This is a genomic window from Paracoccus sp. (in: a-proteobacteria), assembly GCF_030538655.1.
Lineage (GTDB): Bacteria > Pseudomonadota > Alphaproteobacteria > Rhodobacterales > Rhodobacteraceae > Paracoccus.
On the sequence record NZ_JAUNTO010000002.1, the window covers coordinates 208,318 to 230,710 of the forward strand.

The following is a 22,393-nucleotide window of genomic DNA, read 5'->3' on the forward strand; positions in this document are numbered from 1 at the left end:
GTTATCCTGTTGTCTTGGGCATGACTGCCAATTGTGATTCGGCTTCGGCGATCTGCGCCTTCAGATCTGCGATGGCGCTTTCCAGTTCGATATATTGCTGCTGCATGTCGTCCAGCCGCTGGCGGGCGACCGGGATCGTTGCCGCGATCTGGGCCTGGTTGGCGCCGGGTTCATACAGCGCCAGCAGTTGCGCGATCTGTTCCAGCGAAAAGCCGAACCGTTTGCCGCGCAGGATCAGGGTCAGCCGCGCGCGATCGCGGCGGTCATACAGGCGATGCTGTCCCCGGCGTTCCGGGAAAATCAGTTCGCGCGATTCGTAAAAACGCAACGTGCGCGGCGTCACGTTGAACACATCGCACATCTGACGGATCGTCATCAGTTCCTCTGTCATGACGGCGGTCTCCCCTTCCCGATCTGTGTCGGGTCTTTGCAGTCAGATTGCGGCAAGTTGACGTTCACGTAAAGAAAAACGCAACGTCACGCCCGGCCTTGATCCGCCTCAGGCCCCCGCTGTCGCCTGTGCCAGCAATTCGCGGGTTTCTTCGCGCAGCGCAACCAGATCGGCGCGGGCGGATTGCAGATCGGCGATCTGCTGGTCGATCACCCCAAGCTGGTTGTCGGCCAGCGTCAGAAAATGCGCGAACTGCTGTTTCGATCCTTTGGCCTGATAGATGTCCAGCCACTGGCGGATGTCTTCCAGCGAAAAGCCGAATTTGCGGCCGCGCAGGATCAAGGTCATGCGCGCCACCTCTCGCGGGCCGTAAAACCGCGACCGGCCGACCTTTTTCGGGTTCAGCAGTTCAATATATTCGTAATAGCGCAGTGTTCGCGGAGTCACGTCGAACCGTGCGCACATATCCTTGAACGTGATGAGGTCGCTGTCCGGCATTTGTGCATTCCGTGCATATGTCCGCGCCAATTCTAGCGCGACACCGGATCAACCTCAACCAATCCCGTCGGGAAACGGGGTTGAGATTGTCGGGCGGGCAGAGATAATTCATCAAAGTAATGATGAGGTGGCAATGACGACCCCAGCAGGACCGGACCAAAACGCACGGGCGCGCCTTGCCCGAGAGTTTTTCGAATCTATTCCCCATGCACGGGCGCTGGACATCCGCATCGATGATCTGGGGCAGGGGCGCGCCGTCATTTCGATGCCCTGGGCCGAACATCTGGTGGGCGATCCGCGCACGGGGGTGATTCATGGTGGCGTCGTTTCGACGCTGATGGATACCTGTTGCGGGGCGGCGGTGATGACCCATCCCAGCCATCCTGCGTCAACCGCGACCATCGACCTGCGCATCGACTATATGCGCCCGGCGGTGCCGGGGCAGCGGATTGTGGCGCGGGCCGAATGTTACCACATGACCCGCAGCGTCGCCTTTGTCCGCGCCTTTGCGATGGATGACGATACCGAAAACCCCGTCGCCTCGGCCTCGGGGGCCTTTACCGTGGGGCAGTAAGATGACGACAGATCGTAACGAGCCTTTGGCGCAGATTAAATCCCGCCGGGATGCCGCGCTGGCCGGGCTGGTTGGCGGGGTGCCCTATGCGAACTGGCTGGGCATCCGTTTCGACCGCCGCGGGGATGAACTGACCGCCGTGTTGCCCTTTGACGAAAAGCTGATCGGAAATCCGCTGCTGCCCGCCATCCACGGCGGCGTGACTGCGGCCTTTCTTGAGGTGACGGCGATCATCGAACTGGCGTGGACGGCGATGTGGGAAGACATGGAATCGGGCCGGATCGCCCCTGATGCTACCGTGCCCGACAGCCTGCCGCGCCTACCCAAGACCATTGATTTTACCGTGGACTACCTGCGATCGGGCCTGCCGCGCGATGCCTTTGCACGGGCGCGGGTGGTGCGCTCGGGGCGGCGCTATGCCAGCGTTCACGTCGAGGCGTGGCAGGACAACCGCTCGCGCCTGTTTGCACAGGCGACGGGGCACTTCCTGATGCGGCAGAGTGGCTGAAATCGCGGGGCCACCGCTGACCCATCGGCGGGTGCTGGCCATCGCGCTGCCCATCGTTGTGTCCAACGCCACCGTGCCGCTGCTGGGGCTGGTCGATACCGGCGTGATCGGCCAGTTGGGGCAGGCGGCCCCTATCGGAGCGGTGGGGCTGGGCGCGGTCATCCTGACGACGTTTTACTGGGTCTTCGGCTTTCTGCGGATGGGCACCACCGGCCTGATCGCACAAAGCCATGGTGCGGGCGCGGCTGCGGAAACCGGCGCGCATCTGGCCCGCGCGCTGGCCATCGGGCTGGGCGCGGGGCTGGCCTTTATCCTGTTGCAGATGCCTCTGTTCTGGGCCGTCTTCCGTATCGCCCCGGCCTCGCCCGAAGTCGAGGTGCTGGCGCGCGACTATCTGGCAATCCGCATCTGGGGCGCCCCCGCGACCATTGCACTGTATGCGATCACCGGCTGGCTGATCGCGGTAGAGCGCACCCGTGCCGTTCTGGGGCTGCAACTGCTGCAAAACGGGCTGAACGTCGTGCTGGACCTGTGGTTCGTGTTGGGGCTGGGCTATGGCGTTGGCGGGGTGGCGGCGGCGACGCTGATCGCCGAATGGTCGGGGCTGCTGTTGGGGCTGTGGCTGGCGCGCCCGATGCTGCGCGGGGTCGTGTCGCGCGGGCTGTTCGCGGCCAGCCACATGGCGCGGCTGATGCAGGTGAACGGCAATATCATGATTCGGTCGGTTCTGTTGCAGATCAGCTTTACCAGCTTCATGTTTCTGTCCGCCGGGCAGGGCGAGCTTGCGCTGGCCACCAATCAGGTTCTGTTGCAATTCCTGGCCATCACCGCCTATGCGCTGGACGGCTTTGCCTTTGCTGCGGAAAGTCTTGTCGGGCAGGCGGTCGGGGCGCGGCAGCCGGGGCGGGTGCGCCGCGCATCGGTGATAACGGCGCAATGGGGCGCGGGCGGCGCGCTGATGCTGAGCGGGGTGTTTCTGCTGGCCGGGCCGTGGACCATCGACCTGCTGACCACTGCGCCCGATGTGCGCCAGTCGGCGCGGGCTTTTCTGCCATGGCTGGCGATTGCACCGCTGATCGGTGTGGGCAGTTGGATGCTGGACGGCATCTTTATCGGCGCTACCCTGACGCGTGAGATGCGGGCAGCGATGGTGCAATCGGTGGCGGTCTATGCGCTGGCGCTGATCCTGCTGCCCGCCGTCTTTGGTCATCACGGATTGTGGGCGGCGCTGATGGTGCTGAACCTGACGCGGGCGCTGACCATGGCACGATACTATCCCCGCGCCGAGGCAGCGGCATCCGGTATGCGGGTCAACCTGTAAACATCAGCCCTGGCCTGCCTGACCGGGGTCGCGCCCAAGGGTGCGTATTGGGGCAAAAAACACGCTTCTTGTTTACCCCAATACCCCCCAAAACCAGAGCGCTACGGGATGGTCCGATGGGCCTTTGCCCAAGGGTTGTGCGGTCCTGTCGGCCGGGTCGGGTGGTTGGTCAGTCCACGTCCTGCCCCACCTGCTGGCGGGCGGTTTGCATGAAATCCTGCATTTGGGTGCGGATCGTGCGCTCATCCGCCTTGCCTTCCAGATCGGCGGCAAGCTTGCGATACACGTCTTCGTCGCCCGCTTCCTCGATGTCGGAACTGACGATGGTCATGGCATAAGTTTGCACCTCGTCGCCGGTTTTGCCCAACAATTCTGCGGCCCATTCCCCCAGCAGGCGGTTGCGGCGTGCCTCTGCCTTAAAACGCAGATTGGCGTCATGGGCGAATTTGGCCTCATAGGCGCGTTCGCGGTCGTCGAAAGTGGTCATGTGCCTCCCCTCCGGCAAAATTGCACTCGGTCGAGGCAGATATGCCCGCGCGTGGACGGTGCCGCAACCCCGTATTGCCCCCTTTCGCCGCATCTGCGATAAGCCGCAGGAACAGCACGGTCGAAAGGACGGGCGGCCAATGGCACCTCGGCGCAAGAAAATCTACGAAGGCAAGGCGAAAATTCTGTATGAAGGCCCGGAACCCGGCACCCTTGTGCAGTATTTCAAAGATGATGCCACCGCCTTCAATGCCCAGAAAAAGGCCGTGATCGAGGGCAAGGGAGTGCTGAACAACCGCTTGTCGGAATATTTCATGCAGGGGTTGACCAATATCGGCATCCCTAACCACTTTATCCGCCGCATCAATATGCGCGAACAACTGATCCGTCAGGTCGAGATCGTTCCGCTTGAGGTGATCGTGCGCAATTTCGCCGCCGGGTCGATTGCGAAACGGCTGGGGATCGAGGAAGGCACGCCGCTGCCCCGGCCCATCGTCGAATACAGCTTCAAGAACGACGAGCTGGGCGATCCCTTCGTGTCGGAAGAATATATCATCGCCTTTGGCTGGGCGGGGCAACAGGATCTGGATGACATCGTGTCGCTGGCGCTGCGGGTCAACGATTTCCTGTCGGGCGTGTTCTATGGCGTCGGCATCAAGCTGATCGACTTCAAGATCGAGGTCGGGCGCATCTGGGACGGTGATTTCATGCGCCTGATCGTCGCCGACGAGATCAGCCCCGATTCCTGCCGCCTTTGGGACGTCAAGACCAACGAAAAGCTGGACAAGGACGTGTTCCGGCGTGACTTGGGCAATCTGACCGACGCCTATACCGAGGTCGCGCGCCGTCTGGGCCTGATGCCGGCGAATGGCGCGGGTCTGACCAAACCGACGCTGATTAACTGAAAGGACGCCCCGCGATGAAAGCCCGCGTGACCATCATGCTGAAAGACGGCGTTCTTGACCCGCAGGGCGAGGCGATCCGCCACGCTCTGGCCGGTCTGGGCCATCAGGGTGTCGCCAGCGTGCGGCAGGGCAAGGTCATTGAACTGGATCTGACTGGCACTGATCCGGCAGCCGCCGAAACCGAAGTGGCCCGCATGTGCGAAAGCTTGCTGGCGAACACGGTGATCGAGCGTTACCGGGTCGAGATTCTCTGACTGCCTGTTCTGTCATTCGGGGCGGCAGCCATGCCCGAGCTGGCGGCAATTGCTGAAAATGTCGCCAAGGCACCGTCAGGAAACCGTTGCAATCAAAATCCAAATGCCGCCACATGGCGACACGATGGATATGAATACTGACGCCCTTTCCGATTCTCCGGTCATTGAAATCCGGGAGCTGCATAAATCCTATGGTCCGCTTGAGGTTATCAAGGGGGTTTCCCTGATTGCCCGGCGTGGGCAGGTTATCAGCCTGATCGGGTCGTCCGGTTCGGGCAAATCGACCCTGCTGCGGTGCTGCAATCTGCTGGAAAACAGCCAGCAGGGCGAGATTCTGTTCAAGGGCGAGGCGGTGCGCTGGCGTGGTCATGGCATGGATCGTCTGCCCGCCGATCGCGCGCAGGTCACGCGGCTGCGCACCAATCTGTCGATGGTGTTTCAGCAGTTCAACCTGTGGTCACATATGACCATCCTGCAAAATGTGATGGAGGCGCCCTGCACCGTGCTTGGCCAGTCCAGGGCCGAGGTCGAACCCCGCGCCCGCGCCTTGCTGGCCAAGGTCGGCATCGGCGATAAATGTGACGCCTGGCCCGCGCAGCTTTCGGGCGGTCAGCAACAGCGTGCCGCCATCGCCCGCGCGCTGTGTATGCAGCCCGACGCGCTGCTGCTGGATGAACCGACCTCTGCGCTGGACCCCGAGTTGCAGCAAGAGGTGGTCAAGGTCATCAAGGATCTGGCCGCCGAACACCGCACCATGATCCTTGTCACCCATGACATGCGGCTGGCCGCCGATGTGTCCGATCACGTCGTGTTTCTGCATCAGGGGCTGATCGAGGAACAAGGCCCGCCCGGCCAGCTTTTCGGCGCACCGCAATCAGAACGGCTGCGCCAGTTTCTCAGCGCCACCATGGTGGCCTGATCCCAACAGGAGAGTGAAAAATGAAAAAACTGATGTTTGCAGCCGCCGCACTGGCGCTGACCGCCGGGGGGGCGATGGCGCAGGATGTGGTTCGTATGGGCACCGAGGGCGCCTATCCCCCCTATAACTTCGTCAATGATGCCGGGCAGGTGGACGGGTTCGAGGTCGAACTGGGCAACGAGCTGTGCAAGCGCGCCGAACTGAACTGCACCTGGGTGCGTAATGACTGGGATTCGATCATTCCGAATCTGGTGTCGGGCAATTACGATACGATCATGGCCGGCATGAACATTTCGGACGAACGCGAACAGGTTATCGCCTTTTCCGAACCCTATACTCCGCCGCCCCCGTCCGCCTATGCCGCGCTGAGTGCGGATGCGGATATGGGCGGGATCGTTGCGGCGCAGACCAACACCATTCAGGCGGGCTATGTCGCCGAAAGCGGTGCGACGCTGCTGGAATATGCCACGGGTGATGAAACCATCGCCGCCGTCCGCAATGGCGAAGCGGATGCCGTGTTCGCCGACAAGGACTTTCTGGCACCCTTCGTGAACGAATCCGGCGGGCAACTGGTCTGGATCGAAGAAGGCGAAACCGTCGTCGTGGGCAAAGGCATCGCCATCGGGATGCGCAAAACCGACACGGAGCTGAAGGCGAAGTTCGACGCCGCCATCGAAACGATGAAGGCCGATGGCACGCTGAACACGATGATTACCAAATGGTTCGGCGAGGAAGCCGAAACCTTTGAATAACCCCTTGCGGGACTGATGGCGCCCGCCCGGCATGATCCGGGCGGGCCTCGTGGGGACAGATGTTTCAATATTGCGCCGATCCCAAATCGCTGGAAGGTCTGGTCTGGCTGTCGTGCTATCTGACATCCGGCAAGCATATGCTGTTCTATGCCAGCTTTGGCACGGTGCTGTTGCTGCTGGCGGTGACAGCGCCGGTGGCCCTGCTGTTCGGGTTTGGCGGCGCGATGGCCAGCCGGTCCGGCTTTGCGCCGCTGCGCTGGCTCGGGCGGATCTATACCTCGATGGTGCGGGGTGTTCCTGACATCGTGTTCTTTCTGTTCGTGCCGATCGCGCTGGATCAGGGCATCGAATATGTGAAAAGCCGGTTTTACTGTGATCCGTCGATCCCGGTGCGGCAGGGCAATGAATTTCTGGTCTGCGCCGCCGCCAAGGTGCCGCTGTCCACCGCGCCCGATTGGGTGCACCAGGCGTATGGTCTGCTGCTGGCGGTGATCGCCTTTTCGGTCGTGTTCGGCGCGTTTGCGGCGAATGTGCTGTATGGTGCGATGCAGGCGGTGCCGCGCGCGCAACTGGAAACCGCCGAAGCTTATGGCATGAGCCAGCGGCAGGTCACGCGCCGCATTCTGGTGCCGCAGATGTGGACCTATGCCATCCCCGGCCTGTCGAACCTGTGGATGATTCTCATCAAGGCCACGCCCTTGCTGTTCCTGCTGGGGGTCGAGGACATTGTATATTGGGCGCGTGATCTGGGCGGGGTGAAAACCAGCGCCTTTGCCTATCCGCACCCCGACTGGCGGCTGTATTATTTTCTGGCGATTCTGGTGTTCTATCTGCTGATGACCTGGGTGTCAGAGCGGGTCATCACCAGCCTGAACCGCCGCCTGTCCACCGGGCAGGCCACGATGGCGGGCGAAGCGATGCGCAAGGGGGCCGCGGCATGAGCAGTTGCACCCAGACCATCACCGATTATGCCCTGCGGTCCATCGGTATGGGCGAACGGTTGTTGCCCCGCGCTGACATTGATCTGTGTCAGCAGGTCGTGCTGATCGGGTCGGGGCTGATCTGGAACGTCTATTTCGCCTTTTTCGCGCTGCTGACCGGCTTTTTTCTGGCCAATGTCATCGCCTTGGCCAAGGCCAGCACCAGCCCGTGGCTGCGTGCCCCGGCCGAGGGCTTTATCTTTCTGTTCCGTGGCAGCCCGCTATTCATCCAGTTCTTTCTGGCCTATGAGGCGCTGGTTCTGTTGCCTCGCGCCGGAATTGATCTGTTCGGGATCACCGTTCAGACCAGTTGGATGACCAAGGCATGGGCCGGGGCGCTGATCGTGCTGATCCTGAACACCACCGCCTATTCCGCGCAGATTTTCCACGGCGCGCTGATGTCGGTGCCCAAAGGCGACATCGAGGCGGCGGATGCCTACGGCATGTCCGGCTGGACGAAATTCCGCCGCGTGCTGTGGCCCACGATGATGCGGCTGGCATGGCCGTCTTATACGAACGAGGCGATCTTTCTGTTCCATGCCACCACGCTGGTGTTCTTTTCCGGCTTTCCGGCGTTTCAGCAGCAGGGCGATGCGCTGTATTACGCCCGCTATTTCGCGGAGCGAACGTTTAACCCCTTTGTCGCCTATCCGATTGTGGCGGCATATTTTATTTTGCTGACACTGGTGCTGATCGGGCTGTTTGGTATGATGAACCGGCGCCTGAACCGGCATCTGCCGGGGGCAGCACGGCGGATCAGATACCGCCCGCAACTGATAAGGTAAGATCATGGACTGGCTGAGGGATCACCCCGAGGTGCGCACCATCCGCATCGCCGCCGCCGACCTGAACGGCGTGGCGCGTGGCAAACGGGTTCCGGCACGCTTTGCCGGCAAGGTGCAGGACGAGGGAACGAAATTTCCCTATTCGGTCCTGAACCTCGACATCTGGGGCGAGGACATCGAGGACAGCCCGCTGGTGTTCCAGTCGGGCGACCCCGATGGCGTGCTGTTGCCGACGGAACGCGGCTTTCTGCCGATGCCGTGGCTGGATGCGCCGACCGCGTTGTTGCCCTTGTGGATGTTCCACCCCGATGGCCGTCCGTATGAAGGCGATCCGCGTCAGGCGCTGGCCCGCGTGGTGGAACGCTATGACGCCGCTGGTTTGGTGCCGGTGGTGGCGACGGAACTGGAGTTTTATCTGATCGACGATTCCGGTCGTCAGCTGCGCGTGCCCCCCAGCCCGCGTTCCGGCAAGCGGCGCACCGGGGGTGAAGTGCTGTCGCTCAAGGCGCTGGATGCCTTTGATCAGTTCTTCACCACGCTCTATGACGCCTGCGAATCGATGGATATTCCCGCCGATACCGCCATTTCCGAGGCCGGGCCGGGGCAGTTCGAAATCAACCTGATGCATCAGGCCGACGCGCTGAAGGCCGCCGATGATGCCTGGCTGTTCAAGATGCTGGTCAAGGGCATCGCACGGCAATACGGCTTTGCCGGCAGTTTCATGGCTAAACCATACGAAATGTGGTCCGGCAACGGGATGCATATGCATTTTTCGATTCTGACCAAGGACGGGCGCAATATCTTTGACAACGGCGGTGACGAGGGCACGGTCGAGTTGCGCCATGCCGTTGCCGGTTGTCTGCGCGCCATGCCCGGATCGACGCTGCTGTTTGCGCCGCATGAAAACAGCTATGACCGGCTGGTGCCGAACGCCCATGCGCCTACCGGCATCGGCTGGGCCTATGAAAACCGCACCGGCGCGATCCGCATTCCGTCGTCTGGTCCCAAGGCGCGGCGGATCGAACATCGCGTGGCGGGCGGTGACGTGAATCCCTATCTGACCATCGCCGCGGTTCTGGGCGCCGCCCTGAACGGGCTTGAGGACAAGACCGAGCCGCCCCCCGCCTTTCGCGGCAACGCCTATGACAAGCAGATGGACCAATTGCCGGAAACATGGGGTGCCGCGATTGATGCCTTTGCCGATTGCCCCGAGATACGCCGCATCTTTTCGGCGCATCTGATCGACAACTTTGTCATGACCAAGCGTCAGGAACTGCACTATATGGCCGAACTGTCAGACGAAGAAACGGTGGAACTGTATCTGGATACGGTGTGATCCCGGCCTCTGGCTTGGCAGATAAGTTTGAAGGGGAAACGGCGTGTAACATTGTCGCTGGCAGGTGGTGCTGGCAAGGGCGCATCGGCGATCTGATCGGGCCTTGATACGGCCCGGCTTTGTGTGGTGATGCAAGCTCTGCTGCTGGCTGCCCCCAGCTTTCGCGCCGGTCTTTGACCGAAACTTTGGTCGCATTTGCGCGATGGCTGGCCCGTTCCTGTGCAAACTGTGTGGGGGCGGGGATGCCCTGACGGGGCGCACCTACCGTTATATCCGGCCACCTGTAAGCTGTCATTTGGCGTGAGAGTGTCGTAGTGATGGCAAAACGATTCAGGACAGATGATGCGACCTCATTTTGCTGCTTTTTTCGCCCTCATGATCGCCACCGGATGTGCGGTCGGCTCTGGTGCGGTGGTCCAGGGGGCCGGGCCAGACGATTTGTTGAAGCTACGCGAAGGGCCTGGTCTTGACTACAAGATCATCGTTGGCCTGCCTGACGGAACACGTCTTGTTCGGCAGAACTGTGTGACGAATGATGGCAAGGTCTGGTGTCGGGTCGTGCTTGCCGACAGGCCCACTGTCTCGGGCTTTGTTTCGGCGGACTATCTGGCGCATCGCTGACGGAATCCTTTCTTCGGCGTATTACTGACCCCGCAGGGCCGGGCCCTTGTCGCGTGGCCTTTCGCGATATGTTGGTCAAATACGCCGGAACATCGCCACGCCAAGGCTGACGATGCCAGTCATCGTGCAGCTTGCCGGGCACGGCGCAAAGGCCGCGGCCTGCACGGGCAATGGGTTGCAGGTGATGGCCATGCCGCCCCCGCAAAGCGCCGCTTTCATATGCGCGACGGAAATTGCCGCCGCACCCACAGTTCAGGACTGGCTCAGAGTTAAGCAAGCCGACAAGCTCATCCTGCGTAGCGGCGCCCTGTCCACGGCGGAGGCGGATCATAACGGGCACGGTGAATGTAGTGACGAAGCCAAAGTTCTGGTGGTCTCTGCGCGGGGTGATCCAATGATTATCTTTGCCAGCGCCCGGTTCAGGGCAGGTTCTGGCCAATGCGCTGACCCGTTGTGGCGTCGAACAGATGCAGGGCCTTGGGCGGTGTCGTCAGGCGCAGCGTTTCGGGCAGCGGCGCGCCGGGGGGCAGGGTGACGGTCAGCAATTCGCCGTTCACCCGGCCATGGACCAGACGCTGCGCGCCCAGTTCCTCGATGGCGCTGATGGTCATTTCGATCTGGCCATCAGTGGCGGGGGTCAGATCTTCGGGGCGGATGCCGATCAGACCCGCATGAGCGCTGCCCGGCAGATGCGGCACGGCGCGGGCGGGGATCAGGTTCATCGCCGGACTGCCGATGAAACCGGCGACAAAGGCGGACGCGGGGCGGCGATACACCTCGATCGGCGTGCCGATCTGCTCCACGCGTCCGCCGTTCAGCACCACCAGACGGTCGGCCAGCGTCATTGCCTCTAGCTGGTCGTGGGTGACGTAAAGGCTGGTCGTGCGCAAGCGGCGTTGCAATTCGCGGATTTCCAGCCGCATCTGCACCCGCAGCTTGGCGTCAAGGTTCGACAGCGGCTCATCAAACAGAAAGGCCGCTGGTTCGCGCACGATGGCGCGGCCCATGGCGACGCGCTGACGCTGGCCGCCGGACAGGGCACGGGGCTTGCGGTCAAGGAAGGGGCCGATTTGCAGGATGGCGGCGGCCTCATCGACGCGGCGGTCGATTTCCGCGCGGGGGGTGCGGCGGTTTTTCAGCCCATAGGCGAGGTTCTGGCGCACCGTCATATGCGGATAAAGCGCGTAGTTCTGAAACACCATGGCAATGTCGCGGTCGGCAGGTTCGACGTTGTTCACCACCCGGTCGCCGATTTTCACCGTGCCTTCACTGATCGTTTCCAACCCCGCGACCATGCGCAGAAGGGTGGATTTGCCGCAGCCGGACGGGCCGACCAGCACGATCATTTCGCCATCGGCGATGTCGATATTCACGCCGCCCACAGCACGGGTGCCGCCGGTGTAAACCTTGCCAAGATCGGTGAGGGTAATGGATGCCATGTTATTTCTCCGTCTCGACCAGACCTTTGACGAACAGCTTTTGCATGGCGATCACCACGATCACCGGCGGCAGCATCGCCAGCATCGCTGTCGCCATCACCAGATGCCATTGCGGCATCCCGTCCACCACATCCGCCATGCGGCGGATACCGGCGACGATGGTGTAATATTTCGCATCCGTCGTAATCAGCAGCGGCCACAGATACTGGTTCCAACCATAGATGAACAGGATCACGAACAGCGCCGCCATATTGGTGCGCGACAGCGGAATCAGGATGTCGCGAAAGAACTTCATCGGGCCTGCGCCGTCGATGCGGGCGGCCTCTGTCAGTTCATCGGGGATGGTCAGGAACACCTGCCGGAACAGGAATGTCGCGGTGGCCGAGGCGATCAGCGGGATCGACAGGCCCGCGAAGCTGTTCAGCATCCCGAGGTCCGCCACAACCTTGAAGGTCGGCACGATCCGCACCTCGACCGGCAGCATCAGGGTGATGAAGATGCACCAAAAGGCCAGCATCCTGAACGGAAAGCGGAAATAGACAATCGCAAAGGCCGAGGTGACGGAAATGATGATCTTGCCGATGGCGATGCACAGCGCCATGATCAGGCTGTTCCACATCATCAGCGACACCGGCGGCGTACCGGATGTGGACATGCCGCGATCCAGCATCCGGCCATAGTTTTCCGCCAGATTCGGGCCGGGCAGCATCGGGATCGTGCCGGACATAAACGCCGTCGCGGTATGGGTGGATGCGACAAAAGCGATCCAGACGGGCAGGGCGACGGCCGCCACGCCAAGGATCAGCACCAGATGGGCCAGCAAATTCAGACCGGGGCGATTTTCGACCATCAGTAAGCGACCTTCTTTTCGACCCAGCGGAACTGGATGATTGTCAGGGTGATGACGATCAGCATCAGGAACACCGATTGCGCCGCGCTGGACCCCATGTTCTGACCGATGAAGCCGTCGAAATAGACCTTGTACACCATGATATTGGTGCCCTGCGCCGGGCCGCCTCGGGTTGTGGCGTCGATCACGGCGAAGGTGTCGAACATCGCATAGACGATGTTCACCACCATCAGAAAGAATGTGGTTGGCGACAGCATCGGGAAGGTGATGTCAAAGAACCGCCGCACCGGGCCTGCGCCGTCGATGGCGGCGGCTTCTCGCAAGCTGGCCGGGACGGATTGAAGCCCGGCGACGAAGAAGAGGAAGTTGTAACTGACCTGCTTCCACGCGCTGGCGATCACCACAAGAATCATCGCGTCGGTCTTGGAACTGACGTGGTTCCAGTTGTAGCCGATGCCGTTCAGCACATAGGGCAGGATGCCGACCGTGGGGTTAAAGATGAACCACCACAGGATGCCCGCCACCGCCGGGGCCACCGCATAGGGCCAGACCAGCAGCGTCGTATAGATGCGCGCCGATTTCAGCATCCGGTCCACAGCCAGCGCCATGACCAGCGCCGTTATCATCGACAGCGCCGTAACCGAAATCGCAAAGATCGCCGTCACTTGCAGAGAGTTCAGATATTCCGGGCTGTTCAGCAGCGCACGGTAATTCGTCAGCCCGACATAGGTGGTGCGGATGCCGAACGCATCCTGCCGCAGAAAGCTTTGAAACACGGCCTGCGCGGCGGGCCAGAGGAAAAATACAAAGGTAATGACAAGTTGCGGGGCCAGCAGCAGCCAGGGCAAAAGCTGGTTGTTGAAAACGGTGCGCTTCATGGCTGGTCCCTAAGGGTGGCGCCCGTTGGTCGCGGGCGCCGACATGGTTACTGGTTCTGAGCCTGGAATTCTTCGATTTGCGCATTGCCGCGCGATACGACCGCATCCAGCGCAGCCTGCGCATCCTTGGACCCGGCCATCAACTGCTCGAATTCCTCGTCGATGATGCCGCGGATCTGGACGTAATTGCCGAAACGCAGACCTTTGGAATTTTCGGTCGGCTCGTTCAGGGTGATTTCCTGAATGCTGACCTCGGAACCGGGATTGGCGTCGTAATAGCCTTGTTCACGCGACAGATCATAGGCGGCCTGCGTGATCGGCAGATAGCCGGTGTCCTGATGCCAATGAGCCTGAACCTCGGGGCTGGCCAGATAGGTGAAGAACTTGGCAACGCCGGAATATTCGGCCTCGGGACGGCCCGACAGCACCCACAGCGTCGCGCCGCCGATGATGGTGTTCTGCGGCGCGCCTTCCACGTCGTCGTAATAGGGCAGCATCCCATAGCCCAATTCGAACGCGCCGGCATTGGCGATAACACCGGCACGGCTGGCGCTGCTGGCCATGAACATCGCACATTCCTGCGAATAGAACATTGGCGCAGCGTCGTTGCCAGCCACCGGGCCGCCGTATTTGAAGATGCCCTCATCGGCCCAACGCTTGAGGTTGCCCCAATGCTTGACCTGCACCGGCCCGTTCAGCGACAGCCGCGCGTCCAGCCCGCCAAAGCCGTTTTCCAGCGTGCCGATGGGCTAGTTGTGCCATGCGCTGAAATTCTCGGTCTGGATCCATGACACCCAGCCGGTGGTAAAGCCGCAGGTCGCCGCGCCCGATTCCTTGATCTTTTTCGAGAATTCTTCGACCTCGGCCCAGGTCTTGGGCGGGGTCTCGCGGTCCAGCCCGGCAGCCTCGAATACGTCCTTGTTGTAATACAGGATCGGGGTCGAGCTGTTAAACGGCATCGACAGCATATTGCCGTCGGTATCGGTATAGTAACCGACCACGGCGGGCAGATAGGCGGCAGGATCGAACGGCTCGTCCGCGTTTTGCATCAGCTCGTAAACCGGAACGATGGCCCCCTCGGCGGCCATCATGGTGCCGGTGCCGACCTCGAACACCTGCACGATGGCGGGCTGTTGCTGCGCGCGGAACGCCGCGATCGCGGCGGTCATGGTTTCTGGATAAGTGCCCTTGTAGGCGGGGGTGATGGTGTAGTCTTCCTGACTTTCGTTAAAGGCGGTGGCGATGCTTTCCAGCTTTTCGCCCAACTCGCCCCCCATGGCGTGCCACCATTGAATTTCGGTCCGCGCCTCGGCTGCGGTCAGCGAAGCGATCAGCGCGATGGCTGATGCCGTGAACATGCGTGTCATTTTTTATTTCTCCCCGTCGGAGTTGCGTTGACCCGCACGGCCTAACGGCGGCGCATGACAGCATCGCAACAAAATCATGAAGGGAATGTGACGGCGTGGCAGCCGCTCGTCAACGCCCGATCACAGCCAATGCTTCCACCGCATCAAAAGCCATGTCGCGACGCTGGTCAGCAGCATCAGCAACAGTGCGATGTAATAGCCCCAACGGCTGGCCAGTTCCGGCATATGTTCAAAATTCATCCCGTAAATGCTGGCGATCAGCGTCGGCGGCAGAAACAGCGCGGCGACGACCGACAACATTCGCACGGCGTTGTTCTGTTGAAGGTTAATCATCCCCAATGTGGCATCCGCTGTCAGGCTGATGCGCGATGACAGGAAATCGGCGTGAACCTCCAGCGCCTGAATGTCGCGCTGCAAGGATTTCACCATTGGTTTGATCCGCCCGCTATCGGCGCGTTCGGGCGTGGTGACGATATAGAACGCCAGCACCCGTTCCAGCGACAGCAGCCCCAGCCGCACCTTGGCGATCAGATCCGAGGTGCGCCCGACCTGAACCAGCGCGCCTTGCAATCGGTCGGCGCGCGCATGATCACCGTTGTGGAATACGTCGGATGTGGTCCGTTCCAGTTCCTTGCCCGCATGTTCCAGAATGTCGGCCAGCCGTGCCACAATATCGTCGATCAGCCCCAGAAACAGCCTGTCGGGGGTCGAGCAACCCAAAGTCGCCCGGCCCGCGCGGTCGGGGAATGTCTTGAACGGGCGCGGTTCGTGGTGGCGCACGGTAATCAGCCGCTGTGGCGTCAGGATGAAGGTGACCGGCATGGCGACACGGCTGCCGTCGGGCAGTTCGCCGGGCAGCACCGCCGTCATGTATTCCACGCCACCTTCGCGATACAGCCGGTTCGAGATTTCGATTTCTTCCATATCGGCCAGCGTCGGCACGCTGATGCCCAGTTCCTCGACCTGCCGGGTTTGACGATCCAGCGGGCGATACAGATCGACCCACAATGCCGGGGTCAGGTCGTCGCCGGTCAGCGGACGCAGGCCGCCGTTGTCAGGGATATAGGCATGAAGCATGGCTGACCTCATTACGGGATACCATCTGACTAGCAACTGCATTGCCCCGGTCAAGCCGCCGCGCATGAAAAAGGGGCGCCGCAAAGGGCACCCCGGTCAGATCGTCATGCAGGCGATCAGCCCTTGTCGTGATCCTTGAAGAAATCATCGACCTGCTTTTCGGCTTCGTTCTTGGTCCAGCCGTATTTTTCCTGCAACTTGCCGGCCAACTGGTCCTTGTTGCCGGCGATCTGGTCGTATTCGTCGTCGGTCAGCTCGCCCCACTTTTCGCGGACGGTGCCTTTCAGTTGCTTCCATTTGCCCTGAATGATGTCCCAGTTCATGACTGATCCTTTCGGTTTCAATGCTCGTTCGGGATAACAACCCGTCCGCGTGGGGCAGGGTTCCCGAAAAGGGCGCAAAGCAACAAAGGTTAAGATCAGTTCACCAGATCAGGCAGCGGCTGGCCTTGGGCAAAGGCTGCCAGGTTATCCAGCGCGCGCAGAGCCATGGCGGTGCGCACGTCTTCGGCGGCGGTGCCCAGATGCGGCAGCAGGGTGACGTTTTCCAGCGCGATCAGGGCCTGCGGGACGGTGGGTTCATGTTCGTAAACGTCCAGTCCTGCGCCTGCGATGCGGGCCGATTGCAAGGCGGCGATCAGGGCGGCTTCGTCCACCACATCGCCGCGCGCGACATTTATCAGGAACCCGCGCGGGCCAAGCGCATCCAGTTCCGCCACGCCGATCAGATGCCGCGTCGCCGCGCTGGCGGGCACGGCCAGCACTGCAAAGTCGCAATCGCGCAGCATCTGGTGAAGATCGTCCACCTGCCGGGCCGGAACGCCGGGCGCGGGAACCTGGCTGCGGTTAAAGAACAGCACCTGCATCCCAAAGCCGAAATGGCAGCGCGCGGCGATCGCCTTGCCGATGCGGCCCATGCCGATGATGCCGACGGTCTTGCCGGTCACATGAGTGCCCAGCAGTTGCGTCGGCGTCCAGCCGGTCCACCTGCCAGCGCGGACCAGCCGTTCGCCTTCGCCCGCGCGGCGCGCGGTCATCAGCAGCAGGGTCATCGCAATGTCGGCGGTCGGCTCGGTCACGGCACCGGGGGTGTTGGTGACATTGACGCCAGCGGCGCGGGCGGCGATCACGTTGATATGGTTGTAACCCACGCCAAAATTCGCCAGCAGCTTGCAGCGTGGAGGAGAGGCCGCAAAGGCTGCGGCGGTGAATTGATCGCCCAGGGTCGGCAGGATTGCGTCATAATCGGCCAGGGCGCGGATGGCGGCGGCCTGATCCAGCGGGCCGGTGTCGATGACATCGGTGTCAAAGTGGGCGCGGATCGCATCCATGGCCGCATCCGTCAGGCGGCGGGTGACAAGCAGCCGCATCAGAACATCCTCCCGCCGTTGGGGACGGTCTGATCCGGCCCGATCAGCACCACTTCGCCCGAAGGGTCGGGCAGGCCCAGCACCAGCACTTCGGACATGAACCGCCCGATCTGGCGTGGGGCAAAGTTGGCCACGCACAGCACCTGTTTGCCGATCAGCGCGCCGGGTTCGTAATGTCGGGTGATCTGCGCGCTGGATTTACGCTCGCCCAGAGGGCCAAGGTCGATCCAAAGCTTGATCGCGGGTTTGCGCGCCTCGGGGAAAGACTCGATGCGGGTGATGGTGCCCACGCGGATGTCGATGCGGCTGAAATCGTTATAGCTGGCGGTCGGGGTGATGGTGTCGGTCACTGGCCCAGCTCCTTTCCTCGGGCGGTGGCGGCGGCGATGGTGCGCGCCATCAAGGGCGGCAGGCCGCGTTCCGGGTCCATCAATTCGCGCAGGCCAGCGGCGGTGGTGCCGCCCGGCGAGGTGACGTTTTCGCGCAGGATGGCCGGATCGGTGCCGGTCTGCATCGCCAGCGCGCCCGCGCCCGCGACGGTGGCGCGGGCAAGGTTCAGCGCCAGATCAGGGGCGAGGCCCTGCGCCACGCCAGCGGCGGTCATCGCTTCGATCAGGTGAAACACATAGGCCGGGCCGCTGCCCGACAGGCCGGTGACGGCATCCATCTGGCTTTCGCTATCCAGCCGCACGACTTGCCCGACCGCGCCCATCAGCGTCTCGGCCAGCGCCAGATCGGTTTCCGTCGCGACAGAGTTGCCGATGATGGCCGAAATCCCCTGACCGATAGCGGCAGGAGTATTGGGCATGACGCGGACGATGGCAGCATCATGGAAATGTTTTTCAAATTGTGCGATAGTGGTGCCCGCGGCGACCGACAGAACCGTGGCGCCGTGAACAGCGGCAAGGTCGGGCAGCACATCGCCCATCATCTGCGGCTTGATCGCGATCACCAGAACGGCGGGGTTTTCGGGCAGCGGTGCGTTCAGGCGCAGCCCCTTGTCCTGCCATTCGTCGCCGATTTTGGGGTCGATCACCGTGACCGCGCCCGCGTCCAGCCCGCGTTCCAGCCAGCCGCGCAGCATCGCGCCGCCCATCCGGCCACAACCGACCAGCACCAGCCCGCGCGCGTTCAGCCGGGCCAGATCGTTTATCAGAATATCCTGCGCCATCGTTCCCCCTGTCCGGGGCGTGGGTTGCCCCTTACGCCCGTCCGTAGGCTTCACCCATGGCGATGTCCAGCGCCGCCAGAGGCTCGGCATTGCCCCAGGCGGTCAACTGAAAGCTGGGATAAAACCGTTCGCAGGTGGTAATGGCGCTGCCCAGAATGGCGTCGATCTGTTCGGGCGCCGCATGGGCATCATGCCCCAGGACCAGACCATAGCGCCAGACCATCAGCTTTTGCCCCGGCCAATAGGTGAAATTGCCATCCCAGACCTGATCGTTGGCCAGATTCAGCGTCTCATACACGGCGGGCAGGCGCTTGGACGGAGGGTCCATGTCAAAGGTGCAGATCAGCCGCAGCACATGATCGCGCGGCGACCATGCCAGCGTCAGCGAATAGCTGCGCCACTGGCCCTGCACTTCGATGGTGATCTGGTCATGCGCGATGCGGTCGAACGTCCAGCCGCGCAAGGCGACGACGGATTCCGCAATGTCAACAGGACCTGTTTCATCCTCGCGGATGAAGTGATGGATCTTCGCCATTATATTTCACTGCCTCAAAGCGGGCGGGTTTTCCCGTCCCATTTTTGTGCCGTCACGCCGAAAAGGCCCGCGACACTTGCTGCCTATCCTGCGGATGAAGTCCACGCGTGTAAAGCAATTTTTCATTAACCTTTCGTGCCGGTGGACCTGTGGCGTTATGCCTGTCACAAGGCGGCGGGCAGCAGGGGAACGGAATGCAGCGCGATCACGGTGGAAATATTGATGCGGCCATGGCGCGGTTCGGCGGTGCGGACTGGATCGACCTTTCGACGGGAATCAACCGCTGCCCCTATCCGGTCGGTGATCTGCCGCCGCAGGTCTGGCAGGCCCTGCCGGTCGAGGCGGCGCGTCAGCGGCTGATCGCGGCGGCGGCGGGCTGGTTTGGCTGTGATGCGGCGCGGGTGCTGCCGGTGGCAGGGGCATCCGCCGCGATCCAGTTGCTGCCGCGTCAGGGGCAGGCCGGGCGTGCCGCGGTGCTGTGGCCCAGCTATAACGAACACGGTGCCAGCCTGTTTGCTGCGGGTTGGGCGGTGGATCAGGTCGCCGGGTTTGATGCGATGGCGGGGGCTGATCTGGCGGTGATCGTCAATCCGAACAATCCTGATGGGCGCGAATGGTCGCCGGTTGCGGTGGCGGCCTTGGCGGAAACGGTCGGGCATCTGGTGGTGGACGAAAGTTTCGCCGACCCGCGCCCCGATCTGTCGGTGGCGGCGCTGGATCTGCCCAATGTCACGGTGTTGCGCAGTTTTGGCAAGTTCTGGGGGCTGGCTGGCCTGCGACTGGGTTTCGTCATCGCCGCGCCCGACCGGTTGGCCGCGCTGGCCGAGGCGGCGGGGCCTTGGTCGGTGAACGGCCCCGCGCTGGAGATTGGGGCGAGGGCGCTGGCTGACCGGGCTTGGGCGGATGATGCGGTGGTCTATCTGTCCGAAGCGGTGCTGCGGCTGGACGCGCTGGCGCTGCGCGCGGGCTGGCAGGTGGTGGGCGGCACGCATCTGTTCCGCCTGTATGAAACCCCCGATGCCGTGGCCGCGCAGCAGCAACTGGCGCGGGCGCAGATCTGGACGCGGGTGTTCCCTTATTCGCGGCAATGGCTGCGGATGGGGGTTCCGGGCGACCGTGACGAATGGGATCGCGTCGTGGCGGCATTCCGCGCGATGTGATCTGACCTGCCCAAAGGTGTATGTCAGGGCAAACAGGGCGCCGTATTTTCAGGGGCGCGCGTGTCGGTATGGGCGGTGGCGCTGCGCCCAAAACCGGGTATTGGGCCAGGCAGGAAGCCGCAGGATGTGTCTAGCGGGCCAGTGACAGGATGGCGTCTACCTGCATGTGTTCGGTCAGATGGTCGGCCAGCGCGTCAAGGGCGGCGTCTACCTCGGCATCGAAACTGGTGGTGGCGGTGGTGCCAAAGCGGGACAGGAAGGCCGCGCGAAAGCGGTCGTCGGCAAAGACGCCGTGCAGGTAGGTGCCCATGACGCGGCCATCGGGGCTGATCGCGCCGTCGGGTTCGGGGATGTAGGCAAAAGGGCGTGTGCAGTCGGGGCCGGTGGTGCGGCCCATGTGGATTTCATATCCGCTGACGGGTTGGTTCAGCGCGGTGCCGGTGGCGCGGGTCAGGCGCTTGTCGCCAGCCATCTCGGTGCTGGTATTAAGCAGGCCGAGGCCCGCGCTGTCGCCTGCCGGGCCGTCGTGGCCGTGGGGGTCGAGGATCATCCGCCCCAGCATCTGATAGCCGCCGCAGAGGCCCAGCACATGGCCGCCGCGCCGGTAATGGGCGATCAGGTCCACATCCCAGCCTTGGGCGCGCAGAAAGGCAAGGTCTCCACGCGTCGATTTGCTGCCGGGGATGATGACCAGCGCGGCGTCGGCGGGGATGGGCTGGCCTGCGCGCAGCATGGTCAGGCGGACGCCGGGTTCCGCCGCCAGCGGATCAAGGTCATCGAAATTCGCGATGCGTGACAGGGTGAGGCAAACGATATGCAGCGCGCCATCGGGGGCCAAGGGGCGGATGTCGGCGGCATCCTCGGCAGGCAGGCGGGCGGCGGCGGGCAGCCAGGGGATCAGGCCCATCGCGGGCCAGCCGGTGCGGTCGGCGATCATTTGATAGCCATCGGCGAACAGGGCCGGGTCGCCGCGGAACTTGTTAATGATGAATCCCCCGATCATCGCTGCGTCATCCGGGTCAAGCACCGCCTTTGTGCCGACCAGTTGCGCGATGACCCCGCCCCGGTCGATGTCCCCCGCCAGCACCACCGGCACATGCGCCGCACGGGCAAAGCCCATATTGGCGATGTCGCGCGGGCGCAGGTTGATTTCCGCCGGGCTGCCCGCGCCTTCGACAATGACCAGATCATGCGCCGCCCGCAGCCGGGCGAAACTGTCCAGCACCGCGCCCATCAGCTGCGGTTTCAGCGCGGCATAGTCGCGGGCCTGCGCGCGACCGATGGCGCGGCCCTGCACCACCACCTGCGCGCCGGTGTCGGTTTCGGGTTTCAGCAGCACCGGGTTCATGTCGGTCAACGGCTCCAGCCCCGCCGCCCGCGCCTGCAATGCTTGCGCGCGCCCGATCTCGCCTCCGTCGGAGGTCACGGCGGCGTTGTTCGACATGTTTTGCGGCTTGAACGGGGCTACGGACAGGCCGCGCCGCCGGGCAATCCGGCACAGGCCCGCCACCAGCAGCGATTTGCCGACGTTCGAGCCGGTTCCCTGAATCATCACCGCATTGCCCATGACCGTCCCCAGACTTGCTTTCATCGCTTTGGATGAGTAGATAGCCACGTCCGCAAATGAAAGGCCGCTGACCGTGCAAAACGTCGTCCTGACGATTCATCTGATCCTTGCCGTGCTGCTGACCGGCGTGGTGCTGTTGCAACGGTCCGAAGGCGGCGGCCTTGGCATGGGCGGCGGGGGCGGAACCGGCGGCGTGATGACGGGCCGTCAGGCGGCCAACGCCCTGACGCGGCTGACCTGGATATTCGGGATCGCGCTGTTCTGCACCTCGATCGCGCTGACGGTGATCGCCGCGCGCGAATCGTCCACCGGATCGGTGCTGGATCGCTTTGGCGGCGCGACCGCGCCGGCGCCGACCAGCGGCAACCTGCCACAACTGCCAACCTATGCACCGCCACCCGGCGCAGGTCAGCCGGTGACGCCGCCTGCACCCGAAGGGGCTGTTGCGCCCGCCGCCCCGGCTGTGGATGCGCCTGCGGCTGTTGAGCCTGTTGCGCCGCCCGCCCCGGCTGATGGCAGCGCGACGGCGCCTGCGGTGCCCCCGGCACCGGCCAACTAAGGCCACCACACATTGGGGCGGCGATCTGCCGCCCTACCTTGGCTTGCGGTCCGTTGCCGGATCGGGACGAATCGGTTATAGCCATAGTCCC

Annotated in this window: 26 protein-coding genes and 1 pseudogene; 13 read left to right on the forward strand and 14 right to left on the reverse strand. The window is 62.8% G+C overall.

Features of this window, described 5'->3' with window-relative positions; all coding sequences use genetic code 11:
- Position 1 precedes the first annotated feature (1 nt).
- Both Q4G22_RS02805 and Q4G22_RS02810 read right to left on the reverse strand, forming a co-directional pair.
- Positions 2 to 391: a MerR family DNA-binding transcriptional regulator gene (locus Q4G22_RS02805; RefSeq protein WP_303384368.1), complete on the reverse strand. Its 390-nt coding sequence runs from the start codon at positions 389 to 391 to the stop codon at positions 2 to 4.
- Positions 392 to 499: 108 nt separating this feature from the next.
- Positions 500 to 889: a MerR family DNA-binding transcriptional regulator gene (locus Q4G22_RS02810; protein WP_303384369.1), complete on the reverse strand. Its 390-nt coding sequence runs from the start codon at positions 887 to 889 to the stop codon at positions 500 to 502.
- 133 nt (positions 890 to 1,022) lie between these two features.
- On the opposite strand from Q4G22_RS02810, the gene Q4G22_RS02815 reads away from it, so the two are divergent.
- From Q4G22_RS02815 to Q4G22_RS02825, 3 genes are read left to right on the forward strand one after another with little or no spacing between them, the layout of a single operon-like run.
- A complete protein-coding gene (locus Q4G22_RS02815; RefSeq protein WP_303384370.1) occupies positions 1,023 to 1,463 on the forward strand; it encodes a PaaI family thioesterase in 441 nt (146 codons plus the stop codon).
- Position 1,464: 1 nt separating this feature from the next.
- Positions 1,465 to 1,971 (forward strand): PaaI family thioesterase, encoded by a 507-nt coding sequence (locus Q4G22_RS02820; protein ID WP_303384371.1) that lies wholly within the window; start codon positions 1,465 to 1,467, stop codon positions 1,969 to 1,971.
- Positions 1,964 to 3,292, forward strand: coding sequence for an MATE family efflux transporter (locus Q4G22_RS02825; RefSeq protein WP_303384372.1), 1,329 nt, complete (start codon positions 1,964 to 1,966; stop codon positions 3,290 to 3,292). Before Q4G22_RS02820 ends, Q4G22_RS02825 begins: the two co-directional genes overlap by 8 nt.
- Before the next feature lie 169 nt (positions 3,293 to 3,461).
- Here Q4G22_RS02825 and Q4G22_RS02830 read toward each other — a convergent pair whose 3' ends face one another.
- A complete protein-coding gene (locus tag Q4G22_RS02830; protein ID WP_303384373.1) occupies positions 3,462 to 3,779 on the reverse strand; it encodes a DUF1476 domain-containing protein in 318 nt (105 codons plus the stop codon).
- Positions 3,780 to 3,918: 139 nt separating this feature from the next.
- Here Q4G22_RS02830 and purC point away from each other — a divergent pair, with 139 nt between their 5' ends.
- From purC to Q4G22_RS02870, 8 genes are all read left to right on the forward strand, one after another.
- Complete coding sequence (gene purC / locus Q4G22_RS02835) at positions 3,919 to 4,683, forward strand: phosphoribosylaminoimidazolesuccinocarboxamide synthase (protein WP_303384374.1); 765 nt, start codon at positions 3,919 to 3,921, stop codon at positions 4,681 to 4,683.
- A 14-nt stretch (positions 4,684 to 4,697) separates the two neighbouring features.
- Positions 4,698 to 4,937 carry a phosphoribosylformylglycinamidine synthase subunit PurS gene (gene purS / locus Q4G22_RS02840; RefSeq protein ID WP_303384375.1) on the forward strand — a complete coding sequence of 80 codons (240 nt, stop codon included), beginning with the start codon at positions 4,698 to 4,700 and terminating at the stop codon, positions 4,935 to 4,937.
- A gap of 130 nt (positions 4,938 to 5,067) precedes the next feature.
- A complete protein-coding gene (locus Q4G22_RS02845; RefSeq protein ID WP_303384399.1) occupies positions 5,068 to 5,856 on the forward strand; it encodes an ABC transporter ATP-binding protein in 789 nt (262 codons plus the stop codon).
- A gap of 20 nt (positions 5,857 to 5,876) precedes the next feature.
- Positions 5,877 to 6,608 carry a transporter substrate-binding domain-containing protein gene (locus tag Q4G22_RS02850; protein ID WP_303384376.1) on the forward strand — a complete coding sequence of 244 codons (732 nt, stop codon included), beginning with the start codon at positions 5,877 to 5,879 and terminating at the stop codon, positions 6,606 to 6,608.
- Between the two features lie 59 nt (positions 6,609 to 6,667).
- Positions 6,668 to 7,549 (forward strand): ABC transporter permease, encoded by an 882-nt coding sequence (locus Q4G22_RS02855; protein WP_303384377.1) that lies wholly within the window; start codon positions 6,668 to 6,670, stop codon positions 7,547 to 7,549.
- A complete protein-coding gene (locus Q4G22_RS02860) occupies positions 7,546 to 8,373 on the forward strand; it encodes an ABC transporter permease (RefSeq protein ID WP_303384378.1) in 828 nt (275 codons plus the stop codon). Before Q4G22_RS02855 ends, Q4G22_RS02860 begins: the two co-directional genes overlap by 4 nt.
- Before the next feature lies 1 nt (position 8,374).
- The gene (locus tag Q4G22_RS02865; protein WP_303384400.1) at positions 8,375 to 9,709 is read left to right on the forward strand and encodes a glutamine synthetase family protein; all 1,335 of its coding nucleotides are present in this window, start codon (positions 8,375 to 8,377) and stop codon (positions 9,707 to 9,709) included.
- 342 nt (positions 9,710 to 10,051) lie between these two features.
- A complete protein-coding gene (locus Q4G22_RS02870) occupies positions 10,052 to 10,330 on the forward strand; it encodes an SH3 domain-containing protein (RefSeq protein WP_303384401.1) in 279 nt (92 codons plus the stop codon).
- A gap of 419 nt (positions 10,331 to 10,749) precedes the next feature.
- Here the strand turns inward: Q4G22_RS02870 and Q4G22_RS02875 are convergent, their stop codons facing one another.
- From Q4G22_RS02875 to Q4G22_RS02920, 10 genes and pseudogenes are all read right to left on the reverse strand, one after another.
- Positions 10,750 to 11,769 (reverse strand): sn-glycerol-3-phosphate import ATP-binding protein UgpC, encoded by a 1,020-nt coding sequence (locus Q4G22_RS02875; RefSeq protein WP_303384379.1) that lies wholly within the window; start codon positions 11,767 to 11,769, stop codon positions 10,750 to 10,752.
- Between the two features lies 1 nt (position 11,770).
- Positions 11,771 to 12,619: a sn-glycerol-3-phosphate ABC transporter permease UgpE gene (ugpE, locus tag Q4G22_RS02880; RefSeq protein ID WP_303384380.1), complete on the reverse strand. Its 849-nt coding sequence runs from the start codon at positions 12,617 to 12,619 to the stop codon at positions 11,771 to 11,773.
- A complete protein-coding gene (ugpA, locus tag Q4G22_RS02885) occupies positions 12,619 to 13,497 on the reverse strand; it encodes a sn-glycerol-3-phosphate ABC transporter permease UgpA (protein ID WP_303384381.1) in 879 nt (292 codons plus the stop codon). Before ugpA ends, ugpE begins: the two co-directional genes overlap by 1 nt.
- Positions 13,498 to 13,544: 47 nt before the next feature.
- Positions 13,545 to 14,864 (reverse strand): annotated as a pseudogene (gene ugpB / locus Q4G22_RS02890) (sn-glycerol-3-phosphate ABC transporter substrate-binding protein UgpB).
- A gap of 120 nt (positions 14,865 to 14,984) precedes the next feature.
- The gene (locus tag Q4G22_RS02895; RefSeq protein WP_303384382.1) at positions 14,985 to 15,941 is read right to left on the reverse strand and encodes a magnesium transporter CorA family protein; all 957 of its coding nucleotides are present in this window, start codon (positions 15,939 to 15,941) and stop codon (positions 14,985 to 14,987) included.
- A 116-nt stretch (positions 15,942 to 16,057) separates the two neighbouring features.
- On the reverse strand, positions 16,058 to 16,264 hold the full coding sequence (locus tag Q4G22_RS02900) for a CsbD family protein (RefSeq protein ID WP_303384383.1): 207 nt from the start codon (positions 16,262 to 16,264) through the stop codon (positions 16,058 to 16,060).
- A gap of 95 nt (positions 16,265 to 16,359) precedes the next feature.
- Positions 16,360 to 17,310, reverse strand: a complete 951-nt coding sequence (locus tag Q4G22_RS02905) for a D-glycerate dehydrogenase (protein WP_303384384.1) — start codon at positions 17,308 to 17,310, stop codon at positions 16,360 to 16,362.
- Complete coding sequence (locus Q4G22_RS02910) at positions 17,310 to 17,660, reverse strand: tRNA-binding protein (protein WP_303384385.1); 351 nt, start codon at positions 17,658 to 17,660, stop codon at positions 17,310 to 17,312. Before Q4G22_RS02910 ends, Q4G22_RS02905 begins: the two co-directional genes overlap by 1 nt.
- Positions 17,657 to 18,481 (reverse strand): pyrroline-5-carboxylate reductase, encoded by an 825-nt coding sequence (gene proC, locus Q4G22_RS02915; protein WP_303384386.1) that lies wholly within the window; start codon positions 18,479 to 18,481, stop codon positions 17,657 to 17,659. The genes Q4G22_RS02910 and proC overlap by 4 nt, the downstream gene beginning before the upstream one ends.
- A 31-nt stretch (positions 18,482 to 18,512) precedes the next feature.
- Complete coding sequence (locus Q4G22_RS02920) at positions 18,513 to 19,016, reverse strand: YbjN domain-containing protein (protein ID WP_303384387.1); 504 nt, start codon at positions 19,014 to 19,016, stop codon at positions 18,513 to 18,515.
- Positions 19,017 to 19,210: 194 nt separating this feature from the next.
- Here Q4G22_RS02920 and cobD point away from each other — a divergent pair, with 194 nt between their 5' ends.
- Positions 19,211 to 20,176: a threonine-phosphate decarboxylase CobD gene (cobD, locus tag Q4G22_RS02925; RefSeq protein ID WP_303384388.1), complete on the forward strand. Its 966-nt coding sequence runs from the start codon at positions 19,211 to 19,213 to the stop codon at positions 20,174 to 20,176.
- 130 nt (positions 20,177 to 20,306) lie between these two features.
- Here cobD and Q4G22_RS02930 read toward each other — a convergent pair whose 3' ends face one another.
- Positions 20,307 to 21,743 (reverse strand): cobyric acid synthase, encoded by a 1,437-nt coding sequence (locus Q4G22_RS02930; RefSeq protein WP_303384402.1) that lies wholly within the window; start codon positions 21,741 to 21,743, stop codon positions 20,307 to 20,309.
- A 73-nt stretch (positions 21,744 to 21,816) separates the two neighbouring features.
- On the opposite strand from Q4G22_RS02930, the gene secG reads away from it, so the two are divergent.
- A complete protein-coding gene (gene secG, locus Q4G22_RS02935; protein WP_303384389.1) occupies positions 21,817 to 22,302 on the forward strand; it encodes a preprotein translocase subunit SecG in 486 nt (161 codons plus the stop codon).
- The last annotated feature ends 91 nt before the right edge of the window (positions 22,303 to 22,393 follow it).

What these genes read in the sequence shown, in the direction of transcription:
- Q4G22_RS02805 (WP_303384368.1), bottom strand. Translation starts at nt 391, where the DNA reads ATGACAGAGGAACTGATGACGATCCGTCAGATGTGCGATGTGTTCAAC.
- Q4G22_RS02810 (WP_303384369.1), bottom strand. Translation starts at nt 889, where the DNA reads ATGCCGGACAGCGACCTCATCACGTTCAAGGATATGTGCGCACGGTTC.
- Q4G22_RS02815 (WP_303384370.1), top strand. Translation starts at nt 1,023, where the DNA reads ATGACGACCCCAGCAGGACCGGACCAAAACGCACGGGCGCGCCTTGCC.
- Q4G22_RS02820 (WP_303384371.1), top strand. Translation starts at nt 1,465, where the DNA reads ATGACGACAGATCGTAACGAGCCTTTGGCGCAGATTAAATCCCGCCGG.
- Q4G22_RS02830 (WP_303384373.1), bottom strand. Translation starts at nt 3,779, where the DNA reads ATGACCACTTTCGACGACCGCGAACGCGCCTATGAGGCCAAATTCGCC.
- purC (WP_303384374.1), top strand. Translation starts at nt 3,919, where the DNA reads ATGGCACCTCGGCGCAAGAAAATCTACGAAGGCAAGGCGAAAATTCTG.
- purS (WP_303384375.1), top strand. Translation starts at nt 4,698, where the DNA reads ATGAAAGCCCGCGTGACCATCATGCTGAAAGACGGCGTTCTTGACCCG.
- Q4G22_RS02845 (WP_303384399.1), top strand. Translation starts at nt 5,068, where the DNA reads ATGAATACTGACGCCCTTTCCGATTCTCCGGTCATTGAAATCCGGGAG.
- Q4G22_RS02850 (WP_303384376.1), top strand. Translation starts at nt 5,877, where the DNA reads ATGAAAAAACTGATGTTTGCAGCCGCCGCACTGGCGCTGACCGCCGGG.
- Q4G22_RS02855 (WP_303384377.1), top strand. Translation starts at nt 6,668, where the DNA reads ATGTTTCAATATTGCGCCGATCCCAAATCGCTGGAAGGTCTGGTCTGG.
- Q4G22_RS02860 (WP_303384378.1), top strand. Translation starts at nt 7,546, where the DNA reads ATGAGCAGTTGCACCCAGACCATCACCGATTATGCCCTGCGGTCCATC.
- Q4G22_RS02870 (WP_303384401.1), top strand. Translation starts at nt 10,052, where the DNA reads ATGCGACCTCATTTTGCTGCTTTTTTCGCCCTCATGATCGCCACCGGA.
- Q4G22_RS02875 (WP_303384379.1), bottom strand. Translation starts at nt 11,769, where the DNA reads ATGGCATCCATTACCCTCACCGATCTTGGCAAGGTTTACACCGGCGGC.
- ugpE (WP_303384380.1), bottom strand. Translation starts at nt 12,619, where the DNA reads ATGGTCGAAAATCGCCCCGGTCTGAATTTGCTGGCCCATCTGGTGCTG.
- ugpA (WP_303384381.1), bottom strand. Translation starts at nt 13,497, where the DNA reads ATGAAGCGCACCGTTTTCAACAACCAGCTTTTGCCCTGGCTGCTGCTG.
- Q4G22_RS02895 (WP_303384382.1), bottom strand. Translation starts at nt 15,941, where the DNA reads ATGCTTCATGCCTATATCCCTGACAACGGCGGCCTGCGTCCGCTGACC.
- Q4G22_RS02900 (WP_303384383.1), bottom strand. Translation starts at nt 16,264, where the DNA reads ATGAACTGGGACATCATTCAGGGCAAATGGAAGCAACTGAAAGGCACC.
- Q4G22_RS02905 (WP_303384384.1), bottom strand. Translation starts at nt 17,310, where the DNA reads ATGCGGCTGCTTGTCACCCGCCGCCTGACGGATGCGGCCATGGATGCG.
- proC (WP_303384386.1), bottom strand. Translation starts at nt 18,481, where the DNA reads ATGGCGCAGGATATTCTGATAAACGATCTGGCCCGGCTGAACGCGCGC.
- Q4G22_RS02920 (WP_303384387.1), bottom strand. Translation starts at nt 19,016, where the DNA reads ATGGCGAAGATCCATCACTTCATCCGCGAGGATGAAACAGGTCCTGTT.
- cobD (WP_303384388.1), top strand. Translation starts at nt 19,211, where the DNA reads ATGCAGCGCGATCACGGTGGAAATATTGATGCGGCCATGGCGCGGTTC.
- Q4G22_RS02930 (WP_303384402.1), bottom strand. Translation starts at nt 21,743, where the DNA reads ATGGGCAATGCGGTGATGATTCAGGGAACCGGCTCGAACGTCGGCAAA.